General features: G+C 58.4%; 17 protein-coding genes. 10 read left to right on the forward strand and 7 right to left on the reverse strand.

What is annotated here, in order from left to right; translation table 11 throughout:
* Positions 1–84: 84 nt before the first annotated feature.
* A complete protein-coding gene (glpD, locus tag I6N93_RS01130; RefSeq protein WP_085687298.1) occupies positions 85–1,638 on the reverse strand; it encodes a glycerol-3-phosphate dehydrogenase in 1,554 nt (517 codons plus the stop codon).
* A 228-nt stretch (positions 1,639–1,866) separates the two neighbouring features.
* Between glpD and glpE the strand changes: the two genes are divergently transcribed.
* The 4 genes from glpE (at position 1,867) to malQ (ending at position 6,623) form a co-directional block, all read left to right on the forward strand.
* Positions 1,867–2,187: a thiosulfate sulfurtransferase GlpE gene (gene glpE, locus I6N93_RS01135; RefSeq protein ID WP_085687255.1), complete on the forward strand. Its 321-nt coding sequence runs from the start codon at positions 1,867–1,869 to the stop codon at positions 2,185–2,187.
* Between the two features lie 90 nt (positions 2,188–2,277).
* Positions 2,278–3,117, forward strand: coding sequence for a rhomboid family intramembrane serine protease GlpG (gene glpG / locus I6N93_RS01140; RefSeq protein WP_085687253.1), 840 nt, complete (start codon positions 2,278–2,280; stop codon positions 3,115–3,117).
* A 2-nt stretch (positions 3,118–3,119) separates the two neighbouring features.
* On the forward strand, positions 3,120–3,878 hold the full coding sequence (locus tag I6N93_RS01145; protein WP_085687251.1) for a DeoR/GlpR family transcriptional regulator: 759 nt from the start codon (positions 3,120–3,122) through the stop codon (positions 3,876–3,878).
* A 639-nt stretch (positions 3,879–4,517) separates the two neighbouring features.
* A complete protein-coding gene (gene malQ / locus I6N93_RS01150) occupies positions 4,518–6,623 on the forward strand; it encodes a 4-alpha-glucanotransferase (RefSeq protein ID WP_085687249.1) in 2,106 nt (701 codons plus the stop codon).
* Positions 6,624–6,674: 51 nt separating this feature from the next.
* Here malQ and nfuA read toward each other — a convergent pair whose 3' ends face one another.
* Together nfuA and gntX are read right to left on the reverse strand one after the other, a co-directional pair.
* Positions 6,675–7,250 carry a Fe-S biogenesis protein NfuA gene (gene nfuA / locus I6N93_RS01155; RefSeq protein WP_085687247.1) on the reverse strand — a complete coding sequence of 192 codons (576 nt, stop codon included), beginning with the start codon at positions 7,248–7,250 and terminating at the stop codon, positions 6,675–6,677.
* A gap of 59 nt (positions 7,251–7,309) precedes the next feature.
* Positions 7,310–8,014 carry a DNA utilization protein GntX gene (gene gntX / locus I6N93_RS01160; RefSeq protein ID WP_085687245.1) on the reverse strand — a complete coding sequence of 235 codons (705 nt, stop codon included), beginning with the start codon at positions 8,012–8,014 and terminating at the stop codon, positions 7,310–7,312.
* Between the two features lie 69 nt (positions 8,015–8,083).
* Between gntX and bioH the strand changes: the two genes are divergently transcribed.
* The 3 genes from bioH to I6N93_RS01175 all read left to right on the forward strand — a co-directional run bounded on the left by bioH (position 8,084) and on the right by I6N93_RS01175 (position 10,994).
* A complete protein-coding gene (gene bioH / locus I6N93_RS01165) occupies positions 8,084–8,854 on the forward strand; it encodes a pimeloyl-ACP methyl ester esterase BioH (RefSeq protein WP_085687243.1) in 771 nt (256 codons plus the stop codon).
* A 136-nt stretch (positions 8,855–8,990) separates the two neighbouring features.
* Positions 8,991–10,742: an alkaline phosphatase gene (locus tag I6N93_RS01170; RefSeq protein WP_085687241.1), complete on the forward strand. Its 1,752-nt coding sequence runs from the start codon at positions 8,991–8,993 to the stop codon at positions 10,740–10,742.
* 6 nt (positions 10,743–10,748) lie between these two features.
* Positions 10,749–10,994: a hypothetical protein gene (locus I6N93_RS01175; protein ID WP_085687239.1), complete on the forward strand. Its 246-nt coding sequence runs from the start codon at positions 10,749–10,751 to the stop codon at positions 10,992–10,994.
* Here I6N93_RS01175 and I6N93_RS01180 read toward each other — a convergent pair.
* Positions 10,981–13,299 carry a Tex family protein gene (locus I6N93_RS01180; RefSeq protein WP_085687237.1) on the reverse strand — a complete coding sequence of 773 codons (2,319 nt, stop codon included), beginning with the start codon at positions 13,297–13,299 and terminating at the stop codon, positions 10,981–10,983. The genes I6N93_RS01175 and I6N93_RS01180 overlap by 14 nt on opposite strands.
* 266 nt (positions 13,300–13,565) lie before the next feature.
* On the opposite strand from I6N93_RS01180, the gene I6N93_RS01185 reads away from it, so the two are divergent.
* Positions 13,566–14,849, forward strand: a complete 1,284-nt coding sequence (locus I6N93_RS01185; protein WP_085687235.1) for a citrate synthase — start codon at positions 13,566–13,568, stop codon at positions 14,847–14,849.
* Positions 14,850–14,870: 21 nt separating this feature from the next.
* Here the strand turns inward: I6N93_RS01185 and poxB are convergent, their stop codons facing one another.
* The 3 genes from poxB to greB form a co-directional block, all read right to left on the reverse strand.
* The gene (gene poxB, locus I6N93_RS01190; protein WP_085687233.1) at positions 14,871–16,592 is read right to left on the reverse strand and encodes a ubiquinone-dependent pyruvate dehydrogenase; all 1,722 of its coding nucleotides are present in this window, start codon (positions 16,590–16,592) and stop codon (positions 14,871–14,873) included.
* 221 nt (positions 16,593–16,813) lie between these two features.
* A complete protein-coding gene (locus I6N93_RS01195; protein ID WP_085687231.1) occupies positions 16,814–18,556 on the reverse strand; it encodes a lysophospholipid acyltransferase family protein in 1,743 nt (580 codons plus the stop codon).
* Positions 18,557–18,930: 374 nt separating this feature from the next.
* Positions 18,931–19,413: a transcription elongation factor GreB gene (greB, locus tag I6N93_RS01200; protein WP_085687229.1), complete on the reverse strand. Its 483-nt coding sequence runs from the start codon at positions 19,411–19,413 to the stop codon at positions 18,931–18,933.
* A gap of 249 nt (positions 19,414–19,662) precedes the next feature.
* Here greB and ompR point away from each other — a divergent pair, with 249 nt between their 5' ends.
* Complete coding sequence (gene ompR / locus I6N93_RS01205; protein ID WP_026744242.1) at positions 19,663–20,382, forward strand: osmolarity response regulator transcription factor OmpR; 720 nt, start codon at positions 19,663–19,665, stop codon at positions 20,380–20,382.
* Positions 20,379–21,752 carry a two-component system sensor histidine kinase EnvZ gene (gene envZ, locus I6N93_RS01210; protein ID WP_085687227.1) on the forward strand — a complete coding sequence of 458 codons (1,374 nt, stop codon included), beginning with the start codon at positions 20,379–20,381 and terminating at the stop codon, positions 21,750–21,752. Before ompR ends, envZ begins: the two co-directional genes overlap by 4 nt.
* Positions 21,753–22,074: the final 322 nt, after the last annotated feature.

A 22,074-nucleotide genomic window follows, 5' to 3' on the forward strand; every position in this document is an offset into this window, starting at 1 on the left:
TTCCTACCGTTTTCCTGCTTCCCGCCTGTTTTCCTTACCGCACTCGCGTTTTCGCAGGATTCTGCGGCGGGCTGTACATACGCACTAATGGTTCTGTGGTCCCGCCGTTGCGGCATGCCGCGACGGGATAGCATCCTCGGCGTGCTGCTGCGACCGCTGGCGCCTGTCGTGCTCCAACCAGGCGCTGACGCGCTGCTGCTGATTATCGTCCAGCCACATGCCGAGCTTGGTTCTGCGCCACAGCGCATCTTCCGCCGAGACAACCCACTCATGTTCGACCAGATAGCGCAATTCGGCTTCGTAGAGCATATGCCCGAAATGTTCGCCCAGGTCGCCGACGCTGTGCGCATCGCCCAAAAGCCGTTCGCTCTGGCTGCCGTAAGTGCGGCTGTAGCGTCTGGCAAGGGACTCTGGCAGGTTATAACGCTGACGCAGGCGGGAGGCGTACTCATCGCGGGAGCCCTGAATGTCGCCGCCTGGCAGCGTCGCCTGCTGCGTCCAGGCTTTGCCGGCCTGCGGATAGTATTTCGCCAGCTTGTCCAGCGCGTGTTCCGCCAGTTTACGGTACGTGGTGAGCTTACCGCCGAAGACGGAGAGCAGCGGGGCGCGCCCGTGATCGTCGTCGATTGCCAGCGTGTAATCGCGGGTAATCGCCTGGGGCGAATCGGACTCGTCGTCGCAGAGCGGCCTCACGCCGGAGTAGCTCCAGACGATGTCATCACGGGTCAGTGGTTTATTGAAGTAGCGGTTGTAGATGTCCAGCAGATAGTCGACTTCGTCGTCATTAATACTGACATGACGCGGATCGCCGTGGTACTCCATGTCGGTGGTGCCGATGATGGAGAATTCATCCATCCAGGGGATGACGAAGACGATTCGGTGATCCTGATTTTGCAGAATGTAGGCCTGCGGTTCGTTATGGACTTTCGGCACCACAATATGGCTGCCTTTGATCAGCCGGATACCGTAGGGCGAAGGCAGGGATAGCCCTTCGTCGAAGAAACTTCGAACCCAAGGTCCGGCCGCGTTCACCAGCCCTTTGGCCTGCCAGCTGTGCGTCTCGCCGGTGAGCGCATCTTCCGCCTCTACGTGCCACAGCCCGTCGATACGGCGCGCGCGCGTCACTTTGGTGCGGGTACGGACGATGCCGTTGTGGCGCTCAACTTCCTGCGCGTTCAGCACCACCAGCCGGGCATCATCAACCCAGCAGTCGGAATATTCGAAACCGCGCGTCATCTCCGGTTTCAGGGCCGACTCGGGGCCGAAACGCAGACCGCGGCTGGCCGGGAGGCTGACGCGTTTGCCCAGATGATCGTACATAAACAGCCCCGCGCGGATCATCCATGCGGGACGCAGATGAGGTTCGTGGGGCAGGCGAAAGCGCAGCGGCGATATAATATGCGGCGCCATTTTCAGCAGGACTTCGCGTTCCGATAGCGCCTCGCCGACCAGACGGAATTCGTAGTGTTCCAGATAGCGCAGGCCGCCATGAATCAGTTTTGAGCTGGCGGAAGAGGTGGCGCAAGCCAGATCCTGCGCTTCCAACAGCAGCACTGACAGGCCCCGGCCTGCCGCATCCGCAGCAATACCCGCGCCGTTAATTCCCCCGCCGATCACGATCAGGTCTTTGGTTTCCACATTCCCCTCCACCGTATTCCGCATAAAATGTTCGTTTTCGCTCACGATAGTAATCGTAAACAAACATACATGCCAAGGATTAACCAAATAAAAACATTTATACGTGACTCAGTTAACAATAATGGGGCCGTGGTGAGAGAAATTCGTTCTTCCTGCCGGCTTTTGTGGGGCTGAGCGGAGGGAGTGAGATACAATAGACACAATTTTATAACAAGCGGGCGAAGAATCATGGAGCAGTTTGAGGCGATTGATGTAGAGCAGGCCTATCAGCGTTGGCAGTCAGGGCAGGTATTGGTTGATATTCGCGACCCGCAAAGTTTCGCCGCCGCGCACGTGCCGGGAGCGGTCCATCTGACCAACGACACGCTGAACGACTTTGTCGGCGGGGCGGATGTCGAGCAGCCGGTGATGGTGTTGTGTTATCACGGCATCAGCAGTCGCAATGCCGCCCAATACCTGCTCAGCCTCGGATTTTCCTCCGTGTACAGCGTGGACGGCGGTTTTGAGGCCTGGCAACGGCGCTTCCCGGAGGAAACGTCGGCGGGCTGATGTGGATTCGTTGGGGATGGCGCTGATTTTCCCGTGCTAAATGTTTTAGAATCAAGCTCATTGAACGATATAGCGAGAAGCTCAACCACCATGATCCGGATTATCGCCTTACCCAATCCGCGCCAGGCTCAGGCGTTCGTGGATTATATGCGTACACAGCACATTCGGCTGGCGATACGCGCCAACGACGGTGAGTATGAACTGTGGCTGCAGGACGATAGCGAGCTGGCGAGGGTGGACAAAGAGCTGGAGCGCTTCATGGATGAGCCCTGGCATGCGCGTTACCAGGCGGCCAGTTGGCAAAGCGGCACCACCCGCACGGGATTGCGCTATCCTTCTTTCTCCTTTACCAACGAACTGCGTCAGCGCGCGGGACCGCTGACGTTGGCGGTACTGGTCGTCACCGTCGCCATTTATCTCCTCATGCAGTTCTATGGCATCGAACGAATGATGTTGCTGCTGTCCTACCCGGACACGGGGCAGGAGATGCTGCTGTGGCGCTGGTTCAGCCATATCCTGCTGCATTTCTCACTGCTGCATATTCTGTTTAACCTGATGTGGTGGTGGTATCTCGGCGGGCCGGTAGAAAAAACGCTCGGCACGCGCAAGCTGTTTGTGATCCTGCTGCTGTCCGCGGCGCTCAGCGGTTGGGCGCAGTCGTGGTTCAGCGGCGTCTATTTCGGCGGCCTTTCCGGCGTCGTCTATGCCCTGACGGGCTATGTCTGGCTGCGGGGGGAGCGGCAGCCTGACGGACCGTTGCATCTACCGCGCGGACTGATGGCGTTCTCCGTCCTGTGGTTGGTCGCGGGCTATTTCGATGTGTTCGGCATGTCCATCGCCAATGGCGCGCACGTTGCCGGTTTGGTGGTGGGACTGCTGATGGCATGGTGGGATACCGGGCGTCGCGTGTCGGCAGAGAAGAGGAGATAATCATGAAGCAAACGCAGCGACATGAGGCCATTATCGAACTGGTGCGTCAGCAGGGCTATGTGAGCACCGAAGCGCTGGTGGCGCATTTTTCCGTTAGCCCGCAGACCATACGCCGCGACCTTAACGACCTGGCCGAACGTCATCAAATCCATCGTCATCATGGTGGCGCGGCGCTGCCTTCCAGTTCCGTCAACGCCGAGTATCAAGACCGCAAAATGATGTGGTCGGATGAAAAGGCCCGTATCGCTGGTCAGGTCGCGAGCCTAATCCCCGACGGCGCCACCCTGTTTATTGATATCGGCACCACGCCGGAGGCGGTCGCGCATGCGTTGATGAACCACAAGGGGTTGCGCGTGGTCACCAACAATCTTAATGTGGCGACGCTGTTGAAAGGCAAAGAAGATTTCCGCCTGATTCTGGCCGGCGGCGAAGTGCGTAGCCGTGACGGCGGCATCATCGGCGAAGCGACGCTGGACTTTATTTCCCAATTCCGCCTCGACTACGGCATTCTGGGGATCAGCGGCATCGATATGGACGGCTCCCTGCTGGAGTTCGACTACCACGAGGTGCGCACCAAGCGAGCGATTATCGACAATTCCCGCTGCGTCATGCTGGTCACCGACCACTCCAAATTTGGCCGAAACGCGATGGTGAATCTCGGCAATATGGATCTCATCGATTATTTGTTTACCGATCGGCTGCCGCCCGCCGGCGTGCTGAAAATTATCGAACAATCCAAGGTGCAACTCTCGTTGTGTTAATGCGAAAGTGTTGGCTGCTCCTCTGTTTTCTTGCCGCAATGGCCGGATGCCGGAGCGCCGGCGCTTTCCGTCGGCGGTGATATAACGCGTTGATCTTGCTATGCCTATCAACGGCAATTGCATGATAATCATCGGCTAGATATAGTTCCGATAGACCCTGTTTGGATCCAGGCGTTCGATCAGGCTGCCATCTACCGCCGGTAACGTGATGCAGGAAATGTTAGCACCTCTCACTCTTACCGGCGACCATCTGGACATTGGCTCGACAGACTCCGTCGTGACCTTCGAGGTTTAGTTCGCCCTGCGGCGTCCTAAGCATTGCGAAACGACGGTGTCGCCCACTGAATCGCTCTCAGCCGTAGACTAAAGGAGTATGATCGCGACCGCCTGACGAGGGTGAAGCTCACATGGCTTGACCTCGGAGATTGCTGGCTGACCGGCTTCTCCCGGAAAGCTATCGACAATCCCGTTCTTTTATACCGTCGTACACAGCCGAGTGGACTCGCTGTACCGCAACCGGATGCGCGACTGTTGTGCCGCCAGGTGAATCGCGCTTTCTTTTATGGGAATGTTCAGGCCGATCGGACTCATGATTATCAAAACGTATGGGGCAGATGCGTTGTTAAGGAAGCAATAAACATGGCGTTAGAGGCTAATAAAACGATACCCCGGCGAATTTCCATCGCCGAGACCTACGTTGACGACACCGGTCGCCACCAGAAAATCGACAGGTCGACACAAGCGAAACTGCTGAGCCTGCTGAGCGCAGAGGGGATCAATGATCAGCCGATTCCGCCGGTGAAAGTGTGGCGTGAGGGGGAACCTGTGACGATCTGGGTACAGGGCAACGGCCACTATCGCTGGACGTTCGATTACGAGCAAGGCGGCCTGATTGAGGGCAAGATCGCGGGAGGGACATTCCTGACGCTGCCTGAGCCTTTGCCTCAGGGGTATCATCATTTGACGCTGGAACAGGACGGCCGGCGGTGGCGCTGCCAGGCGATTATCGCGCCGGTGTGTTGCTATGAGCCGGAGGCGCTCTCGCAGGGAAAACGCTGGTGGGGCGTCTCCGTACAGCTTTATACCTTGCGTTCTCAGCATAACTGGGGCATCGGCGATTTCGGCGATCTGAAAACGTTGCTTGAAGAGGTGGCGCGGCGCGGCGGCGCGTTCGTCGGACTTAACCCACTGCACGCGCTGTCCCCCTCTGAGCCGGATAACGTCAATCCTTATAGCCCTTCGTCGCGTTACTGGATCAACACCATCTATATCGACATCAATCATGTGAATGATTTCCTCCAGAGCGAGGAGGCTCAGCGGTGGTGGCGAAGCGACGAGACCCAACGTCGGTTGTCCGCCGTTCGCGCCAGCCGCTGGGTGGACTATCGATCGGTCACCGCGCTGAAACTGGATGCTTTGCGCCTGTCGTTCCAGCACTTCAACCGTCGCAGCACGCTCGATCCGCGTCAGCTTGCCTTTCAGCAGTTTATCTCCCGCGGCGGCGGCAGATTGCAGCAACAGGCGACCTACGAGGCGTTATATGCGTGGCTGGAACGTCAAGGCGACTCATTCAGCGACTGGAGCCAATGGCCTGAATGTTATCAGGATGCGCAGGGGGAAAGTGTGGTCTGCTTTCGAGAGTCTCACGCTGAAGAGATCATGTTTTATTGCTGGCTGCAGTGGCTGGCTCATGAACAACTGGCGGCCTGCTACGATCACAGCAAACAGTTGGGGATGCCGCTGGGGCTTTATCGGGAAGTGGCGGAAGGGGTGGCGTGCCGTAGCGCCGATTCCTGGCAGGAACGTCCCTTATTTTGCCACGACGCCAGTATCGGCGCCGTGCCGCAAATGCGGATGCCGCAAGGGCAGAGTGGGCCTCTGGCACCGGTCAATCCGGTTCAGCTGCAGCGCTACGGCTACCAGCCTTTCATCGATATGATCCGCAGCAATATGGCGCACACCAGCGCGGTGTGCCTCCATCATGTGGCGTCGCTGATGCGCGAGTGGTGGGTCCCGCAGGAGCGTGGGTCGGAAGACGGCGGCTTTATCTATTATCCCGTGGACGACCTGCTGGCGATCCTGGCGCTGGAAAGCCAACGTCATCGCTGTATGGTAATGGGCGATGAGCAGGGCGTTTTGCCTGAAGGGATGGTCAGCAAACTGCGCGATAGCCGCATCTACTCCTGCCGGGTGCTGTTTTTCGAACGCAACCCGCAGGGGGAGTTCTACGCGCCGCAGGACTATCCGCCGCGCTCGATGGCGACCGTGACCACGCACGATTTACCGACGCTGCGGGGCTACTGGCAGCGTATCGATCTGATGTTGGCGCACGAGTTGGGCCTGTGTTCCGGTGACGTGCTGTTGAGCCGCAGACTTGAGGCGCGTGAGCAGGCTAAACAGGCGCTGCTGGACGCATTGCATCACTATGGACATCTACCGCAGCGCGTGGGGCGCAATGCGACGCTGACGACGATGAGCGCTCAGCTAAGCCGAGGCGTACAGCGTTACCTGGCGGAAAGCGCCAGCGGCCTGCTGGGACTGCGTCTGGAAGAGTGGCTGGATATGGCGACGCCGGTCTGCGTACCGGGCGGAGAACAGCAATACCCCAACTGGCGGCGTAAGCTGAGTCGGTCACTGGATTCCATCTTCGGGGATAGCTATCTGGAACGGCTGATGCGTGATATCGATCTGCGACGAAACAGACCGCTGCCGAGCAGGAACGGCGGCGCGCCAACCGGGACATAACCTCAGGCCGTTGCCGGCCCGTTCGGGTCGGCAACCTGAAGCACAGGGAAATCAGTAGTAGGAGTGCTCGCCGGGCTGATGCTCGGTGAGATCGCGAACGCCAGCCAGTTCCGGGAACTTCTGCAGCAGCTCCTTTTCGATCCCTTCTTTCAGCGTGTAATCCACCATCGAACAGCCGTTACAACCTCCACCGAACTGTAAAATGGCATAACCGTCGTCGGTGATTTCCATCAGTGACACCTGTCCGCCGTGACCAGCCAGCTGTGGGTTGATCTGCGACTGCAACACGTACTCCACGCGCTCGACCAGCGGGGCATCGTCGTCCACTTTGCGCATCTTGGCGTTAGGCGCTTTCAGCGTGAGCTGGGAGCCCAACTGATCGGTGACGAAATCGATCTCGGCATTTTCCAGGTAAGGGGCGCTGAGTTCGTCGACGTAGGCCGACAGCTTCTCAAACTTCAGCTCGGTATCATTCGGCTCAACGGCATCGGGCGGGCAGTAAGAAACACCGCACTCAGCACTCGGAGTGCCGGGATTGATGACGAAAACACGGATCTGGGTGCCTTCCTCTTGCTTTGCCAGCAGTTTGACAAAATGCTCCTGAGCAGTGTCGGTAATATGGATCATAATATTAACTCAATAGTTGACTACGCCAGTTGGTTATAATACGCCCATCCCGCCGGTCACTACAAGGTGCGGCACAGACACCAAACCTGGATGTGCGCCGCTCCCTGCCTCATCAGCACCCGGCTAATCTCCGCCATCGTACTGCCGGTGGTGACCACATCATCCAGCACCACGACCCGTTTACCCGTCAGCGGCAGCGTACAACAAAACGCCCCGCGCAAATTGCGGCGGCGGGCCGCGGCGGTCAATAGCCTCTGCGGCGGGGTGGAGCGGATGCGGGTGAGGCCGTCCGCCGCGTAGCGACAGTGTAGCCAGCGCGCCAGCGGCGCGGCCAAGAGCGCCGTTTGATTATAGCCTCTCCGCCACTGCCGTCTCCTATGCAGCGGTACGGTCAACAGCAGGTCAGGCCGGGGAAACAGGTGATGCGGCGCGTTCAGCGCCGACTGCCGATATCGCTGGCGCCAGCACAGCCACAGCAGACGCGCCAGCGCGGGGGCGATCTCCCCCTGACCGTAAAATTTCAGCTGTTTAATCAACCCATCCAAAGGCGGCCGATAATCGGAGACGAACAGCAGGGCATGCCAGGGCGGCGGATGTTGCAGACAGCGCCCGCAGGGGAGCGATGCCGAAGCGGCGGGCAGACCGCAGCGCGGACAGCAGCAGGGCGGTGGCGGAAGACGACGCAGGCAGTGACTGCATATCCCATGATGACTATCATACAGCGGCTGCCGGCAAAGCCGGCACTGCGTCAAAAAGGTGAACATCCTGTTTTCCCTCATGATTAAAAACGACGCGACATCATTATTTTACGTTGAGAAGAAGGACAATAACGCATGGCTACGTTGCATTGGCAGACGGAAGGCGAAGGCGAACAAGACATTGTGCTGCTGCACGGATGGGGACTGAATGCTCAGGTATGGAACAGCATTATTCCGCGACTGGCACCGCATTTTCGCCTGCGCCGCGCCGACCTGCCGGGCTATGGACAAAGTCAGGGTTTTGGGCCGATGCCGCTGGCGGAGATGGCCGCCGAGGTGCTGAAACGCGCGCCTGAGAAAGCTATTTGGCTGGGCTGGTCGTTGGGCGGGCTGGTGGCGAGCCAGGTTGCGTTGACTCATCCAGCGCGGGTGACCGCGCTGGTGACGTTGTCCTCCTCTCCCTGCTTTCAGGCGCAAGAGACATGGCCGGGCATCAAACCCACCGTACTGGCGGGCTTTCAGCAGCAGTTGCAGGAAGATTTTCAGCGTACCGTAGAGCGTTTTCTGGCGCTGCAAACGCTGGGAACGGCCAGCGCTAAACAGGATGCCAGACTGCTGAAATCCGTGGTGCTGGAGCAGCCGATGCCGGCGGTGGACGTGCTGAACGGCGGGCTGGAGATATTGTCGCAAGTGGACTTGCGGGAGCCGTTGGCGTCGCTTACCGTGCCTTTCCTGCGGATCTACGGCGCGCTGGATGGCTTAGTACCCCGCGCTATCGTGCCGCTGCTAGACGAGCGATGGCCGCAGTCGACCTCGGTGATCGTTCCCAAGTCAGCGCATGCGCCGTTTATCTCGCATCCCGATAATGTGGTCGAGGCGCTGCTGGCGTTCACCACGCCACGATAAGACATCCCGTCATTCTCATTGCCAGGACGCGCGATTTTGTCCATGTGATGCCACCTGTGACGGGGTTCATCAAAATGTAAGAAATCATCATTAGCTTATGTCCAGACCATGATCAACTGCGAAGGACATAAATAGAATGAAACTCCGTTGGCTACTTCCCCTTTTGATTTCATCAGCCCTGCCCGGCTTCTCGCACGCGCAGATGATATACCCGATCGACCGCGCGACCATGCCGGCCGGCGGACGCTTCGACTTTAAGGTCGAGTTCGACGAGGTGCTGAAGCCGGAAGATATCCGTATTCAGATCAACGGCCGCGATTATCAGCAGGTGCTGGGCAAACCGGCCACGTTCGTCGAGCGCGAAGACGGCGAACCCGTCTCCACCGTGTGGGTCCGTGACGTGGCGTTGCCACAGGCAGGACGCTATAAGGTTGAAGCGCAGGCCAAAGGCAAGACCGCCCAGGTCAGTTGGGAGGTTTATCAGGCTCCACAGACGCGTAAGGCGAAAAACGTGATCCTATTCATCGGCGATGGCCTGTCGGTGGCGCATCGCACCGGGGCGCGCATTCTGTCCAAAGGGATGACGGAAGGGAAGGCCGACGGAAAACTGGCGATTGACGATCTGCAATATATGGCGTTCGCCGGCACGTCCAGTACCGACTCCATCGCGGCGGACAGCGCCAACACCATGAGCGCATACATGACTGGCCACAAGTCTGGCGTCAACGCTATCGGGGTGTACGTCAGCCGCAGTAAAAACTCGCTCGATCACCCCAAACAGGAAACGTTGGGAGAGCTGGTGACACGTTCGACCAACATGGCGCTCGGTATCGTCAGCGATGCTGAACTGGAAGACGCGACGCCGGCGGCCGTGGTGTCGCACACGCGCCGTCGCGCCGACAAGGCTGAAATCGCGTCCATGTTTTACGACGTGCAGCCGACCGTGATGCTGGGCGGCGGCTCCGCCTATTTCCTGCCGAAGAGCGCGCCGGGCTCGAAGCGCAAAGACGATATCAACTACGTCGAGAAATTCCAGCAGGCCGGTTACACGCTGGCGACCGACGCGCAGACGCTGAAGCAGAACGCCGCGACCGCCACCAAACTGTTGGGGCTGTTCCACACCGGCAACATGGATGGCGTGCTTGACCGTCGCTTCCTGAAAAACGACGTCATCAGAAAATTCCCCAACCAGCCGGACCTGACTGACATGACGCAGGCGGCGCTGGACGTGCTGTCCAAAAATAAAGACGGCTTCTTCCTGATGGTGGAGTCGGCGTTGATCGACAAGGCTTCTCACCCGCTGGACTGGGAACGCGCGTTCTATAACACCATCATGCTCGACCAGTCGGTGGCGGTGGCGAAGAAGTTTGTGGAAACCCATTCAGACACGCTGATTATCGTGACCGGCGACCACACCCACGGCATTTCGATTATCGGTACGGTGGACGACAACAAGCCGGGAACGGAGATGCGTGAAAAAGTCGGCGTATATGAAGAGGCGGGCTACCCCAACTATCAGGATGCCAACAAAGACGGCTACCCGGATGACGTCAACGTCTCCAAACGTCTGGCGGTCTTTTTCAACAACTATCCGGACTATTACGAAACCTTCCGTCCGAAGCTGGATGGTACGTTCGTCCCGTCGGTTAAAAACGATAAAGACGAGTACGTTGCCAACAAAACCTACGCCTCTGTGCCCGGCGCCGTCCTGCGCGAAGGCGTTCTGCCGCGTTCGGTGGATGCTGGCGTGCATTCCGTGGATGATATGGTGATTCAGGCCAGCGGCCCTGGCGGTGAGGCTATTCGAGGCTATATGGATAACACGCAGCTGTTCCGGGTGATCGTCGATGCGCTCGCTATTGATGCCCGCAACACCACGACGAAGTAACGTCTTATGCAGCGGTTAGTCCGTTTTGCAGCGGGGCTGATAACCCCGCTGTCCCTGCTTGTCTTCTCCCTGAGCGGCATGCAGTCCGTTCGTGCGTTCAATGCCTGGACTCTCGTCCCTCAAGCGGCATTGTCGTTCGGGGTGCCGGGCGCCGCATTTTCCAGCGACGTGAAAACGCTGGCGGGCTTTCCTTTTACAGGCTGGGCGATCCAATATCGTGATCTCCCTCTTAGTCGCGTTAGCGTTTTTTGAACGCCGCCGCCAGCGCGTCGCTCATCGCGCTGTTGCCGGCCGGTGTCCCGGCCGCACGCGGACGCGGTTTGCTGGCGGACGGTTTGCGTGGCTGCGCAGCGTCTGTACTGTTTCGACGCGCGCCGGTTTCCCCCGGCTGCTCATCCAGACGCATGGTCAGCGCGATACGTTTACGCTGCAAATCCACTTCCACCACCTTCACCTTGACGATATCGCCTGCCTTGACCACCGTATGCGGATCTTCCACATAGCGGTTCGCCAGCGAGGAGATATGCACCAGCCCATCCTGATGGACGCCGATGTCCACGAAGGCGCCGAAGTTGGTGACGTTGGTGACGGCCCCTTCCAGAATCATACCCGGCAGCAGGTCGTTCATCGTCTCCACGCCTTCGGCGAAGCTGGCGGTTTTGAACTCAGGGCGTGGATCGCGTCCCGGTTTTTCCAGCTCTTTGATGATGTCGGTCACCGTAGGAATACCAAAGCGCTCGTCGGTGAATTCGCTGGCTTTTAATGAGCGCAGCGCCGTGGCGTCGCCCATTAGCTCCTGCAGTTTCCGCTCGGTGACGGCCAGAATGCGTTCCACCACCGGATAGGTTTCCGGGTGAACCGTGGAGGCATCCAGCGGGTTGTCGCCGTGGTTGATGCGCAGGAAGCCGGCGCACTGTTCGAACGCTTTAGGGCCGAGACGGCTGACTTTCAACAGCTGCGCACGATTGAGGAAGCGGCCGTTCTCGTCGCGCCAGTTGACGATGTTCTGCGCCATCATGCGGGTCAGGCCTGCGACGCGGGTCAGCAGCGGCACGGAGGCGGTGTTCAGATCCACTCCGACGGCGTTTACGCAGTCTTCGACCACGGCATCCAGCTTTTTAGCCAGCAGCGTCTGGCTGACGTCGTGCTGGTACTGGCCGACGCCGATGGATTTCGGCTCAATCTTCACCAGCTCGGACAGTGGGTCTTGCAGTCGACGGGCGATAGAGACCGCGCCGCGCAGTGAGACATCGAGGTCAGGGAATTCCAGCGCGGCCAGCTCGGACGCGGAGTACACCGAGGCGCCCGCTTCGCTGACGATCACCTTCTGGGCCTTGATGGCCGGGAACTGCTTCTGAGTGTCGAGGAAGAAACGCTCGGTTTCGCGGGAGGCGGTGCCGTTGCCGATGGCGACCAGCTCCACCTGATGCTTCGTGCACAGTGCGGCAACGCTGGCGGCGGCTTTGGTGGCCTGACCGGTGTGCGGGTAGATGGTATCGGTCGCGACCAGTTTGCCAGTGGCGTCCACGACCGCGACTTTGACGCCGGTGCGCAGGCCGGGGTCCAGCCCCATCGTGGCGCGCATTCCGGCAGGCGCAGCCATCAGCAGATCGTTTAGGTTGCGGGCGAACACGTTGATGGCTTCATCTTCGGCTTTTTCGCGCACGCTGCTCATCAGTTCGGTTTCCAGATGCATCAGCACCTTGATGCGCCAGGTCCAGTTGACGACCGCGCGACGCCAGCCGTCGGCAGGGGCGTTGTTCAGCCGCAGACCCAAGTGGTCGATGATGATCTGCTCACAGTAGCTTTCGCGCGGCGGTTCATCGAACTGCGGATCGGCGTTGAGAGCCAGTTGCAGAATGCCTTCGTTGCGACCGCGAAACATCGCCAGCGCGCGGTGGGAAGGCACTTGCGCGATAGGCTCGTGATGATCGAAGTAGTCGCGGAACTTCGCGCCTTCTTCCTCCTTGCCTTCCGCCATGCGGGAGACCAGATGCGCGTTTTTCCACAGATAGTCGCGCACCTTCGCCAGCAGGGCGGCGTCTTCGGAGAAACGTTCCATCAGGATGTAGCGCGCGCCGTCCAGCGCGGCCTTGACGTCGGCGACGCCTTTGTCGGCGTCGATATGGGCCTCAGCGGCGCTTTCCGGCGTCTGGGACGGGTCGTTCCACAGGCTCTCCGCCAGCGGCTCAAGGCCCGCTTCGATAGCGATCTGGCCGCGCGTGCGGCGCTTGGGTTTATAGGGCAGGTAGAGATCTTCCAGCTCGGTTTTGCTGAGCGTGGTGCGAATGGACCGCGCCAAGTCGTCGGTCAGTTTTCCCTGCTCGTCGATGGATTTCAGAATAGTCTGGCGACGATCTTCCAGCTCGCGAAGATAACCCAGTCGGGCTTCCAACTGACGCAGTTGCGTATCATCCAGCCCGCCGGTCACTTCTTTACGGTAACGGGCGATGAAAGGAACGGTGTTGCCCTCGTCCAACAGTCGAACCGCGGCGCTGACCTGCTCGGTGCGTGCGTTCAGCTCCTGGGCAATGATATGGCTTAATGAGGCATTCATGAGGTTGATATCACTCGTCTTCAATTAAGGGGTGTAAAAGCTTGCGATAGTTATACGGATTGACGGCGAAAAATGCCAGCCGACGCAGACGCGGTGCGCAAGCAGGCTGTGGGGAACGGTTACCTGCATCAAAATTACGCCAGATTGTTGTGACTTAACGCCGAATTAGCGTATTAATTGAACTAGGGCAGCGATGCCGTGTTGATTTTAGACCGTCTACACCAGTACGACGGGTAAGTGCGTTCATTCGGTCGGGAGATTGAGGCATGACAGAAAAAACATCCACGCTGACGGTGGGCGGGCAGGCAGAGATTGAGCTGGATATTCGCCGCGGCGTGATGGGGAGGGCAGCGGTTGATGTCCGCCCGTTGGGAGATAAAAATCTGTGCAGTTTCGATCCTGGCTTCGCCAATACGGCGGGCTGCGAGTCCGCGATTACCTATATCGACCCCGTCGACAGCGTGCTGCTGCATCGCGGCTTCCCTGTTGAACAGCTGGCGGAACAGTGCGATTTCCTTGAGGTTTGTTTTATCCTGCTGCACGGCGAGGCCCCCTCGCGGCAGGAGTACGACGCTTTTTACGAAACCATCAACCGTCATACCCTGATCCACGAGCAAATCGCCCGTATGTGCAGCGGCTTTCGGCGGGACTCTCATCCGATGGCGCTGATGTGTGCCGTCGTCGGGGCGCTGGCGGCGTTCTATCACGATGTGCTGAATGTGGACGAACCTGAACACCGGGAACTGGCGGCCGTGCGTCTGCTCTCAAAGATGCCGACGCTGGCCGCCATGAGCTACAAGTTTTCCATCGAGCAGCCGGCGGTGTACCCGTGCAACAGGCTCTCTTACACCGCGAATTTCATGCACATGCTGTTCTCTATTCCGGCAGAGAAGTATGAAGTGAACCCGGTGCTGGAGCGAGCCATGAACCGTATTCTGATCCTGCACGCCGATCACGGGCAGTGTCCGTCGACGATGGCGGTGCGGGCGTCCGGGTCGTCCGGCGCCAACCCGTTCGCCTGTATTGCGGCGGGGCTGGCGTCCATGTGGGGGCCGCGACACGGCGGCGCGAACGAAGCCTGTATGCGGATGCTGGGCGAGATCCAAACGGTGGACCGCGTTCCGGAGTTCGTGCGCCGGGCGAAAGAGGGCCGCAGGTCAATGCAGCTGATGGGATTCGGCAATTCGGTGTATCACCACTTCGATCCCCGCGCGGCGATCCTGCGTAAAACCTGTTACGAGGTGCTCAACGAACTGGGCATGGCCGACGATCTTCTGCAGGTGGCGATGGAGCTGGAGCATGTGGCGCTGACCGACGCTTATTTCCTTGAACACCGGCTTTACCCGAGCGCCGATTTCTATACGGCGGTGATCCTTCAGGCGATGGGCCTGCCCCCCGCGATGTTCCCGGTCATTGCTGCGGTAGGGCGCACCAGCGGTTGGATTGCCCACTGGAAGGAGATGCATGAGCAGGGGCTGACCCTCTATCGTCCCCGTCAGGTGTATAACGGTCATCCGCCGCGGGACTTCCGTTCCGCCTTAAACGACTGACCGTCTGTCGCTAGCGGGCGGCTAGCGCAGCCAGTTGGTTTTCGCCAGCTCGATCACCTCATCGCCGCGCCCGCTGATGATGGCGCGCAGCATATACAGGCTGAAGCCCTTGGCCTGTTCCAGCTTGATTTCCGGCGGCATCGCCAGTTCGTCCGTGGCGGTGATGACATCCAACAGCACCGGACCGTCGTGGGCGAAAGTCTCTTCCAGCGCGGCGTTCAGCTCGGAGGCTTTCTCCACGCGGATGCCCTTAATGCCGCAGGCGTTGGCGATCTCCGCGAAGTTGGGATTGTGCAGTTCGGTGCCGTCCGTCAGGTAGCCGCCCGCTTTCATCTCCATCGCCACAAATCCCAGCACGCTGTTATTAAACACCACGATTTTCACCGGCAGGTTGAGCTGCGCGACGGACAGAAAATCGCCCATCAGCATGGTAAAACCGCCGTCGCCGCTGAACGACACCACCTGCCGGTTCCGGTCGACCGACTGCGCGCCCAGCGCCTGGGGCATCGCATTCGCCATCGACCCGTGGCTGAACGAGCCGATCAGCCGGCGTCGACCGTTCATTTTTAGATAGCGCGCGGCCCAGACGGTCGGCGTGCCTACGTCGCAGGTGAAAATGGCGTCTTCGCTGGCGTAGTGGCTGACCTGTTGGGCGAGATACTGGGGATGAATTTCCTGCTTGTCGTTTGGCGTCGCCAGATCGTCCAGCCCTTTGCGCGCGTCGGCATAGTGTTTCAACGCCTTATCGAGGAAGCGGCGGTCGCTCTTCTGATCCAACAGCGGCAGTAGCGCCGTCAGGGTCGATTTGATGTCGCCCAGCAGCGCCATGTCCACGTGGCAGTGGGAGCCGATACTGCCGGGGTTGATGTCGATCTGGATAATTTTGGCGTCCGTCGGATAGAACGCGCGGTAGGGAAACTGCGTTCCCAACAGCAACACCGTATCCGCGTTCATCATCGCGTGGTAGCCGGATGAAAAGCCGATGAGCCCGGTCATGCCGACGCTGTAGGGATTGTCGTATTCGATATACTCTTTACCTCGCAGCGCATGGACGACCGGCGCTTGTAGCGTGGCGGCGAGCTGCACCACGTCATCGTGCGCATCCGCGCAGCCGTTGCCGCACATCAGGGTGATGTTTTTGACCCCGTTCAGTAGCTCGGCCAGCTTGTGCAGCTCTCTGTCCTCCGGCAGCACGCGCGGCGCTGGAATAGGATACCAGTCCGTTGACGCGTCTTCGGGAGCAGGCTTCAGCGCGACGTCGCCGGGCAGCACAATGACCGACACGCCACGATTGAGGATCGCTTTGCGCATCGCGATAGCCAGGACTTGCGGAAGCTGTTCAGGGTTGGAAATCAGTTCGCAGTAGTGGCTGCATTCGCGGAACAGTTCCTGCGGGTGAGTTTCCTGAAAATAGTTGCTGCCGATCTCGCTGGAGGGAATGTGCGCCGCGATGGCGAGCACCGGCACATGGTTTCGGTGGCAGTCGAACAGTCCGTTAATCAGATGAAGGTTACCGGGCCCGCAAGAGCCTGCGCAGACGGCCAGTTCCCCGGTCAACTGCGCTTCAGCGCCTGCTGCGAAGGCCGCGACCTCTTCGTGACGGGTCGGCATCCATTCGAGGGTGCCCATGCGGTTCAGGCTGTCGCTCAGCCCGTTCAGAGAATCGCCGGTGACTCCCCAAATCCGTTTCACTCCGGCGTTTTCCAACGTTTTTGCTACGAAATCGGCAACGGTTCGCTTCATACTTTTTCGCTCCTTACGACGACGTGGGCATCTCTTCGATGGCGAAGTATCTGTACAAAAAAAGCGTAGTTGAATAACGCGCCGAGCGGGCGCGTCGAGGCGGTGAATAGTGTGAACTGATGTTGTGACCGTAAGCCGCACGTGCGAGAAAGTTGCAGGATGCGCCCGCAAGAAACGGGACGGAAAAGGTATCGAACCGTTCGCGTCCTGCTTTGTCTTGGTTAACCGAGGGCGTGGGCTTTGTCGTTTTCCGAGACGTCCTGGTGCGCGGGTTCCGCAGCGAACGGCGCGATATAGCGTTGGTAACGAGAGGGCTTGAGCTGCTGTAGGTCCACCAGCACCAGACCGTCGATGCAGTTGTTGAAGTCCGGGTCGGTACCGAAGTCGATGAACTGCACGCCGCCGGTTTCACACAGTTCGGAATACTGTTTGTAAAGTGTTGGGATCGCGCAGCCGAGGTTGTTGAGCATACTCTTCAGGCGCGTGAGGTCTTGTTGATAGTCTGTCCCTTCGAACTGCTTCAGCACATCCGGCAACGAGGCGGGATAAGGACGTCGCGAACGCGCCAGCGCCTGACGCGGCGGAAAATACAGCCGATAGAAGGCTACCAGTAGGTCCCGGGCGGCAATGGGCAGCGTGCCGGACAGCGATACCGGGCCGAACAGATAACGGTACTGCGGATAGCGCGCCACATAGGCGCCGATGCCCAGCCACAGATATTCCAGCCCCCGTTTGCCCCAATACTTAGGCTGAATGAAGCTGCGCCCCAGCTCAATGCCGTTGGCGAGTATTGTCTCCATCTCGCTGCCGTACTGAAACAGGCTGTGGCTGTACAGTTGATGCGGCTCCCGCTGGGCGGTGGTGGTGAAACGGTAGGCCCCCACGATATCCAGATTCTCTTCGTCCCATAACACCAGATGCAGATATTGATCGTCGAAGTGGTCCAGATCGCGCCTCTGGCCGCAGCCTTCGCCGACGGCGCGGAAGGCGATTTCCCGCAGGCGTCCCAACTCGCGCAGAATCGGCGCATAGTCTTCGTCTTTGCGCTGATAGAGATAAATCGTTTTACCGTCCGGGGTGGTGCCCAGCAGGTCGCATTCCACCAGCGCCTGTTTCAGCCGCGACCGGTCTTCCGGCAGCGCGATAGGTTTCTCTCCGGCGAAGCAGCCCGGCTTGCCCTGACCCAACCGGTAAACATGGCGGCGGAAACGGGCCGCCATATCGTTGGCCTGCCATTCTCCCTGACTCCAGGTCGCGTAAGGGATTTGTGGGCCGATGCGCAGGCTCAGCGTATTGCCGCGCTGGTGGAACATCTCCCTCACCAGCAGAAGCGTGGATAACGGGCGATAAATCAGGGAGGAGAGGTAAAACAGTCCGCTGTTGCGGCCCTTGACATGAATTGGAATAATCGGCGCCCGCGCTTTGGCCGCGATCCGGACAAACCCGCTGTGCCAGTGACCGTCGCGGATCCCGTGCAGGCTGATGCGTGATACCTCGCCGGCGGGGAACAGAATGACGGCGCCATCCTGATTGAGATGATTTTGGATGTTGGCGATTTGCCGGCGACGGGTGCGGTTGCTGAAGTTGTCGACGGGGAAGAACAGCGATTTCAGCGGTCCTAGGTAGGAAAGCAGCTGGCTGGCGACGATGCGGACATCCGGCCTCACGCTGGCGACGTGGCGCAGCAGGGCGAGTCCGTCCAGTGAGCCGATGGGATGATTTGCCACCAAAACCACCGGGCCATGGCTGGGAATATTTTCCAAATCGCCTTCGACCATTTCACAATTAAGGTCGAAATAATCCAGTATTTCTTCAACCAGATCGAGCCCCCGCAGATGGGGATGTCGTTGGGCGAACTGCTGCATTTCCTGCTCAAATAACAGCGTTCGTAATACCGCGCGTTGCCAGGTTGGCGTGTGCCTATGCGGAGCCAGATTCTGCAATAAGGTGTCTACGCTGAACATATTCAGATCTCCATGAACAACAAAGGTCACGGTAAGTGATAAAAATGACATCTATATTTCAAACTGGATTGAACCGGTGATGTTGGTGTTTCTGCGACGCGAGAGGTGTTCTTTCACCGCTGCAAAATAACGCTACCCAGCGCCGCGATGTTGAGCGTTATATTTCGCTGGAGGGGTAAAAAGAATACGTTGACGAAGTGGGAAAAATATCGTTTTTAAGCGGGGATACGGTTATTTCCCGGTGAGATAAGCGCCGTAGGGAAATACGCATTCAGGCGCTTTATCGTTGCATTGGCTATAGGGGGGGGATATTTTCACGCATCACGCCTGGCGTGAGAATGTGGGAAGCAGATGTGTGGTACGTGATAGCAGCGCTATGGGGCTGTTATACCGTAGGCGATTTTATTGATGTACCAGGTTTTTCTCCCGGTCGGTGTCGGAACGTCCGCCTTTTCGTCGACGCTTTTTTTCAGCAGCGCCCGCGCCATCGGCGCGTCGATGGAGATGTAGTCCTTGCGGCCGTATATTTCGTCCGGGCCGACAATGCGGAATAGTTTCACGTCGCCGTCTTCGTTTTCTACCTCTACCCATGCGCCGAAAAAGACTTTGCCGTCCTGCTGCGGCGAGTAATCCACCACTCGCACCACCTGCAGGCGTTTGCGCAAGTAGCGGACGCGCCGGTCGATTTCACGCAGCAGACGTTTGTTGTACTGGTAGTCGGCGTTTTCGCTACGGTCGCCCAGACTGGCGGCCCAGGCGACTTTTTCTGTGATTTCCGGTCTGCGCTCTTTCCACAGGTAATTGAGCTCCTGATGCAGGGATTCGTATCCTTCACGGGTAATAAGATCGGTTCTCATACGTCTCGGTTAAAAATCTATGTTATTAAATCTCGGTATTGCGACGAATCATCTATCAACGATAACGGAATTAATGTTGTCTATATGTCATTATCTTAGAATATGGACAAAGGAAATGTTTGATTACAACGTATTTTTATATGGTCTGTAACAATTATGATTAGAATATATACCAGAAAACATTGTCCAGTATTTAACACGTTTTGAACAAGATCAACATAGGCGTTCATCCCGTCTTTGGAGAATAAAATGCAAGAGAATTACAAAATTCTGGTCGTTGATGACGATATGCGTCTGCGTGCGTTATTGGAGCGTTATCTCACTGAACAAGGGTTTCAGGTACGCAGCGTCGCTAATGCGGAACAGATGGATCGTCTGCTGACGCGCGAGTCTTTCCATTTGATGGTGCTGGACCTGATGCTGCCGGGCGAAGACGGCCTGTCGATTTGCCGCCGCCTGCGCAGTCAGAGCAACCCGATGCCGATCATCATGGTGACCGCGAAAGGAGAAGAGGTGGATCGCATCGTCGGGCTGGAAATTGGTGCAGACGACTATATTCCGAAACCGTTCAACCCGCGTGAACTGCTGGCCCGTATTCGCGCGGTACTGCGCCGTCAGGCTAATGAACTGCCGGGCGCGCCGTCTCAGGAAGAAGCGATTGTCGCTTTCGGCAAATTCAAGCTGAATCTGGGGACGCGCGAAATGTTCCGCGACGATGAGCCAATGCCGCTCACCAGCGGCGAGTTTGCCGTCTTGAAGGCGTTGGTCAGCCATCCGCGTGAGCCTTTGTCTCGCGATAAGCTGATGAATCTGGCCCGTGGTCGCGAATACAGCGCGATGGAGCGCTCCATCGACGTACAGATTTCCCGCCTGCGACGCATGGTCGAGGAAGATCCGGCCCACCCGCGTTATATTCAGACCGTCTGGGGTCTGGGCTACGTCTTCGTCCCGGACGGCAGTAAGGCATGAGACGCTGGCGCTTTTCTCCGCGCAGCTCCTTTGCCCGCACGCTGTTGCTGATCGTCACCTTGCTGTTTGTCAGCCTGGTGACCACCTATCTGGTCGTATTGAATTTCGCGATCCTGCCGAGTTTGCAGCAGTTCAACAAGGTGCTGGCCTACGAGGTCAGGATGTTGATGACCGATAAACTGCAGTTGGAAGACGGCTCCGCGCTGGAAGTGCCGCCGGCCTTTCGGCGAGAAATCTACCGGGAGCTGGGCATTTCGCTGTATACCAATGCCGCGGCGGAAGAGAGTGGGTTGCGCTGGGCGCAGCACTATCAGTTTCTGAGCCAGCAGATGGCGCAGCAGTTGGGCGGCCCGACAGAAGTGCGGGTCGAAGTCAGTAAAAATACCCCGGTTGTGTGGCTGAAAACTTGGCTGTCTCCCGACATCTGGGTCCGCGTGCCGCTGACCGAGATTCATCAGGGCGATTTTTCGCCGCTCTTCCGTTATACCTTGGCGATTATGCTGCTGGTGATCGGCGGCGCCTGGCTGTTTATCCGCGTGCAGAATCGCCCGTTGGTGGAGCTGGAGCACGCCGCTCTGCAGGTCGGAAAAGGGATTATTCCGCCGCCGCTGCGGGAGTATGGCGCGTCCGAAGTGCGGTCGGTGACCCGTGCCTTTAACCAGATGGCGGCCGGCGTCAAGCTTCTTGCGGACGACCGCACCTTGCTGATGGCGGGCGTCAGCCACGATTTGCGAACGCCGCTCACTCGTATTCGTCTGGCGACGGAGATGATGGATAAAGAGGATGAATATCTGGCGGAGTCGATTAACAAGGATATCGAAGAGTGTAACGCCATCATTGAACAGTTCATCGACTATCTGCGTACCGGTCAGGAGATGCAGATGGAGATCGCCGACCTCAACAGTATTCTGGGCGAGGTGGTCGCTTCGGAAAGCGGCTATGAACGTCAAATAGACAGCGAGTTTTGGGAGGGTGAGCTGTTAGTCTATGCCAGCCCGCTTTCCATCAAACGCGCGGCGCTGAATCTGGTTGTCAACGCGTCTCGTTATGGCAACGGCTGGATCCGCGTCAGTAGCGGCAGCGAACTTCAGCGCGCCTGGTTCCAGGTGGAGGATGACGGCGACGGTATCGCCCCCGAAGATCTTAAATACCTGTTTCAACCGTTTGTCCGCGGTGACAGCGCGCGTAGCACCAGCGGTACCGGTCTGGGACTGGCCATCGTGCAGCGTATCATCGACGCGCATCTCGGTTCACTGGAAGTCGGCAGCAGCGAACGGGAGGGGCTGTTAATCAGAGTCTATCTGCCGCTGGCCTATGCCAGAACGACTCTCGAACCGACCGCCACGGCGGACAATTTTCCTGGCGCCTAAAGATAATCATGCCTTTCTACCGCCGGTTTCCCGACCGGCGATCTCTCAACGTATTTCCGCGTCGTCAAAGCCCGCTTCCCGGTTAAGCCGCCCGCTATCGTTGGTAGGCTTAGCGTTGGCCTGGATGACAGACGCGAAAACAGCGAGCGTTATCTCATTGCTCCTGCATCTCCTCTGCTGGCCCCATTTCCGTGACTCGAGGCCTCATTGAATCCGTCTGCACGCGTTAGCGCCGGACTCCTACTAAGTGTTCTTTTCGACGGTCATTGGATAAAAAAAATGCCTGCGGTTGCAGGCATGCGTCGTGATTGAGTTAACAACG

The organism is Lonsdalea populi (genome assembly GCF_015999465.1).
Classification (GTDB): Bacteria; Pseudomonadota; Gammaproteobacteria; order Enterobacterales; family Enterobacteriaceae; genus Lonsdalea; species Lonsdalea populi.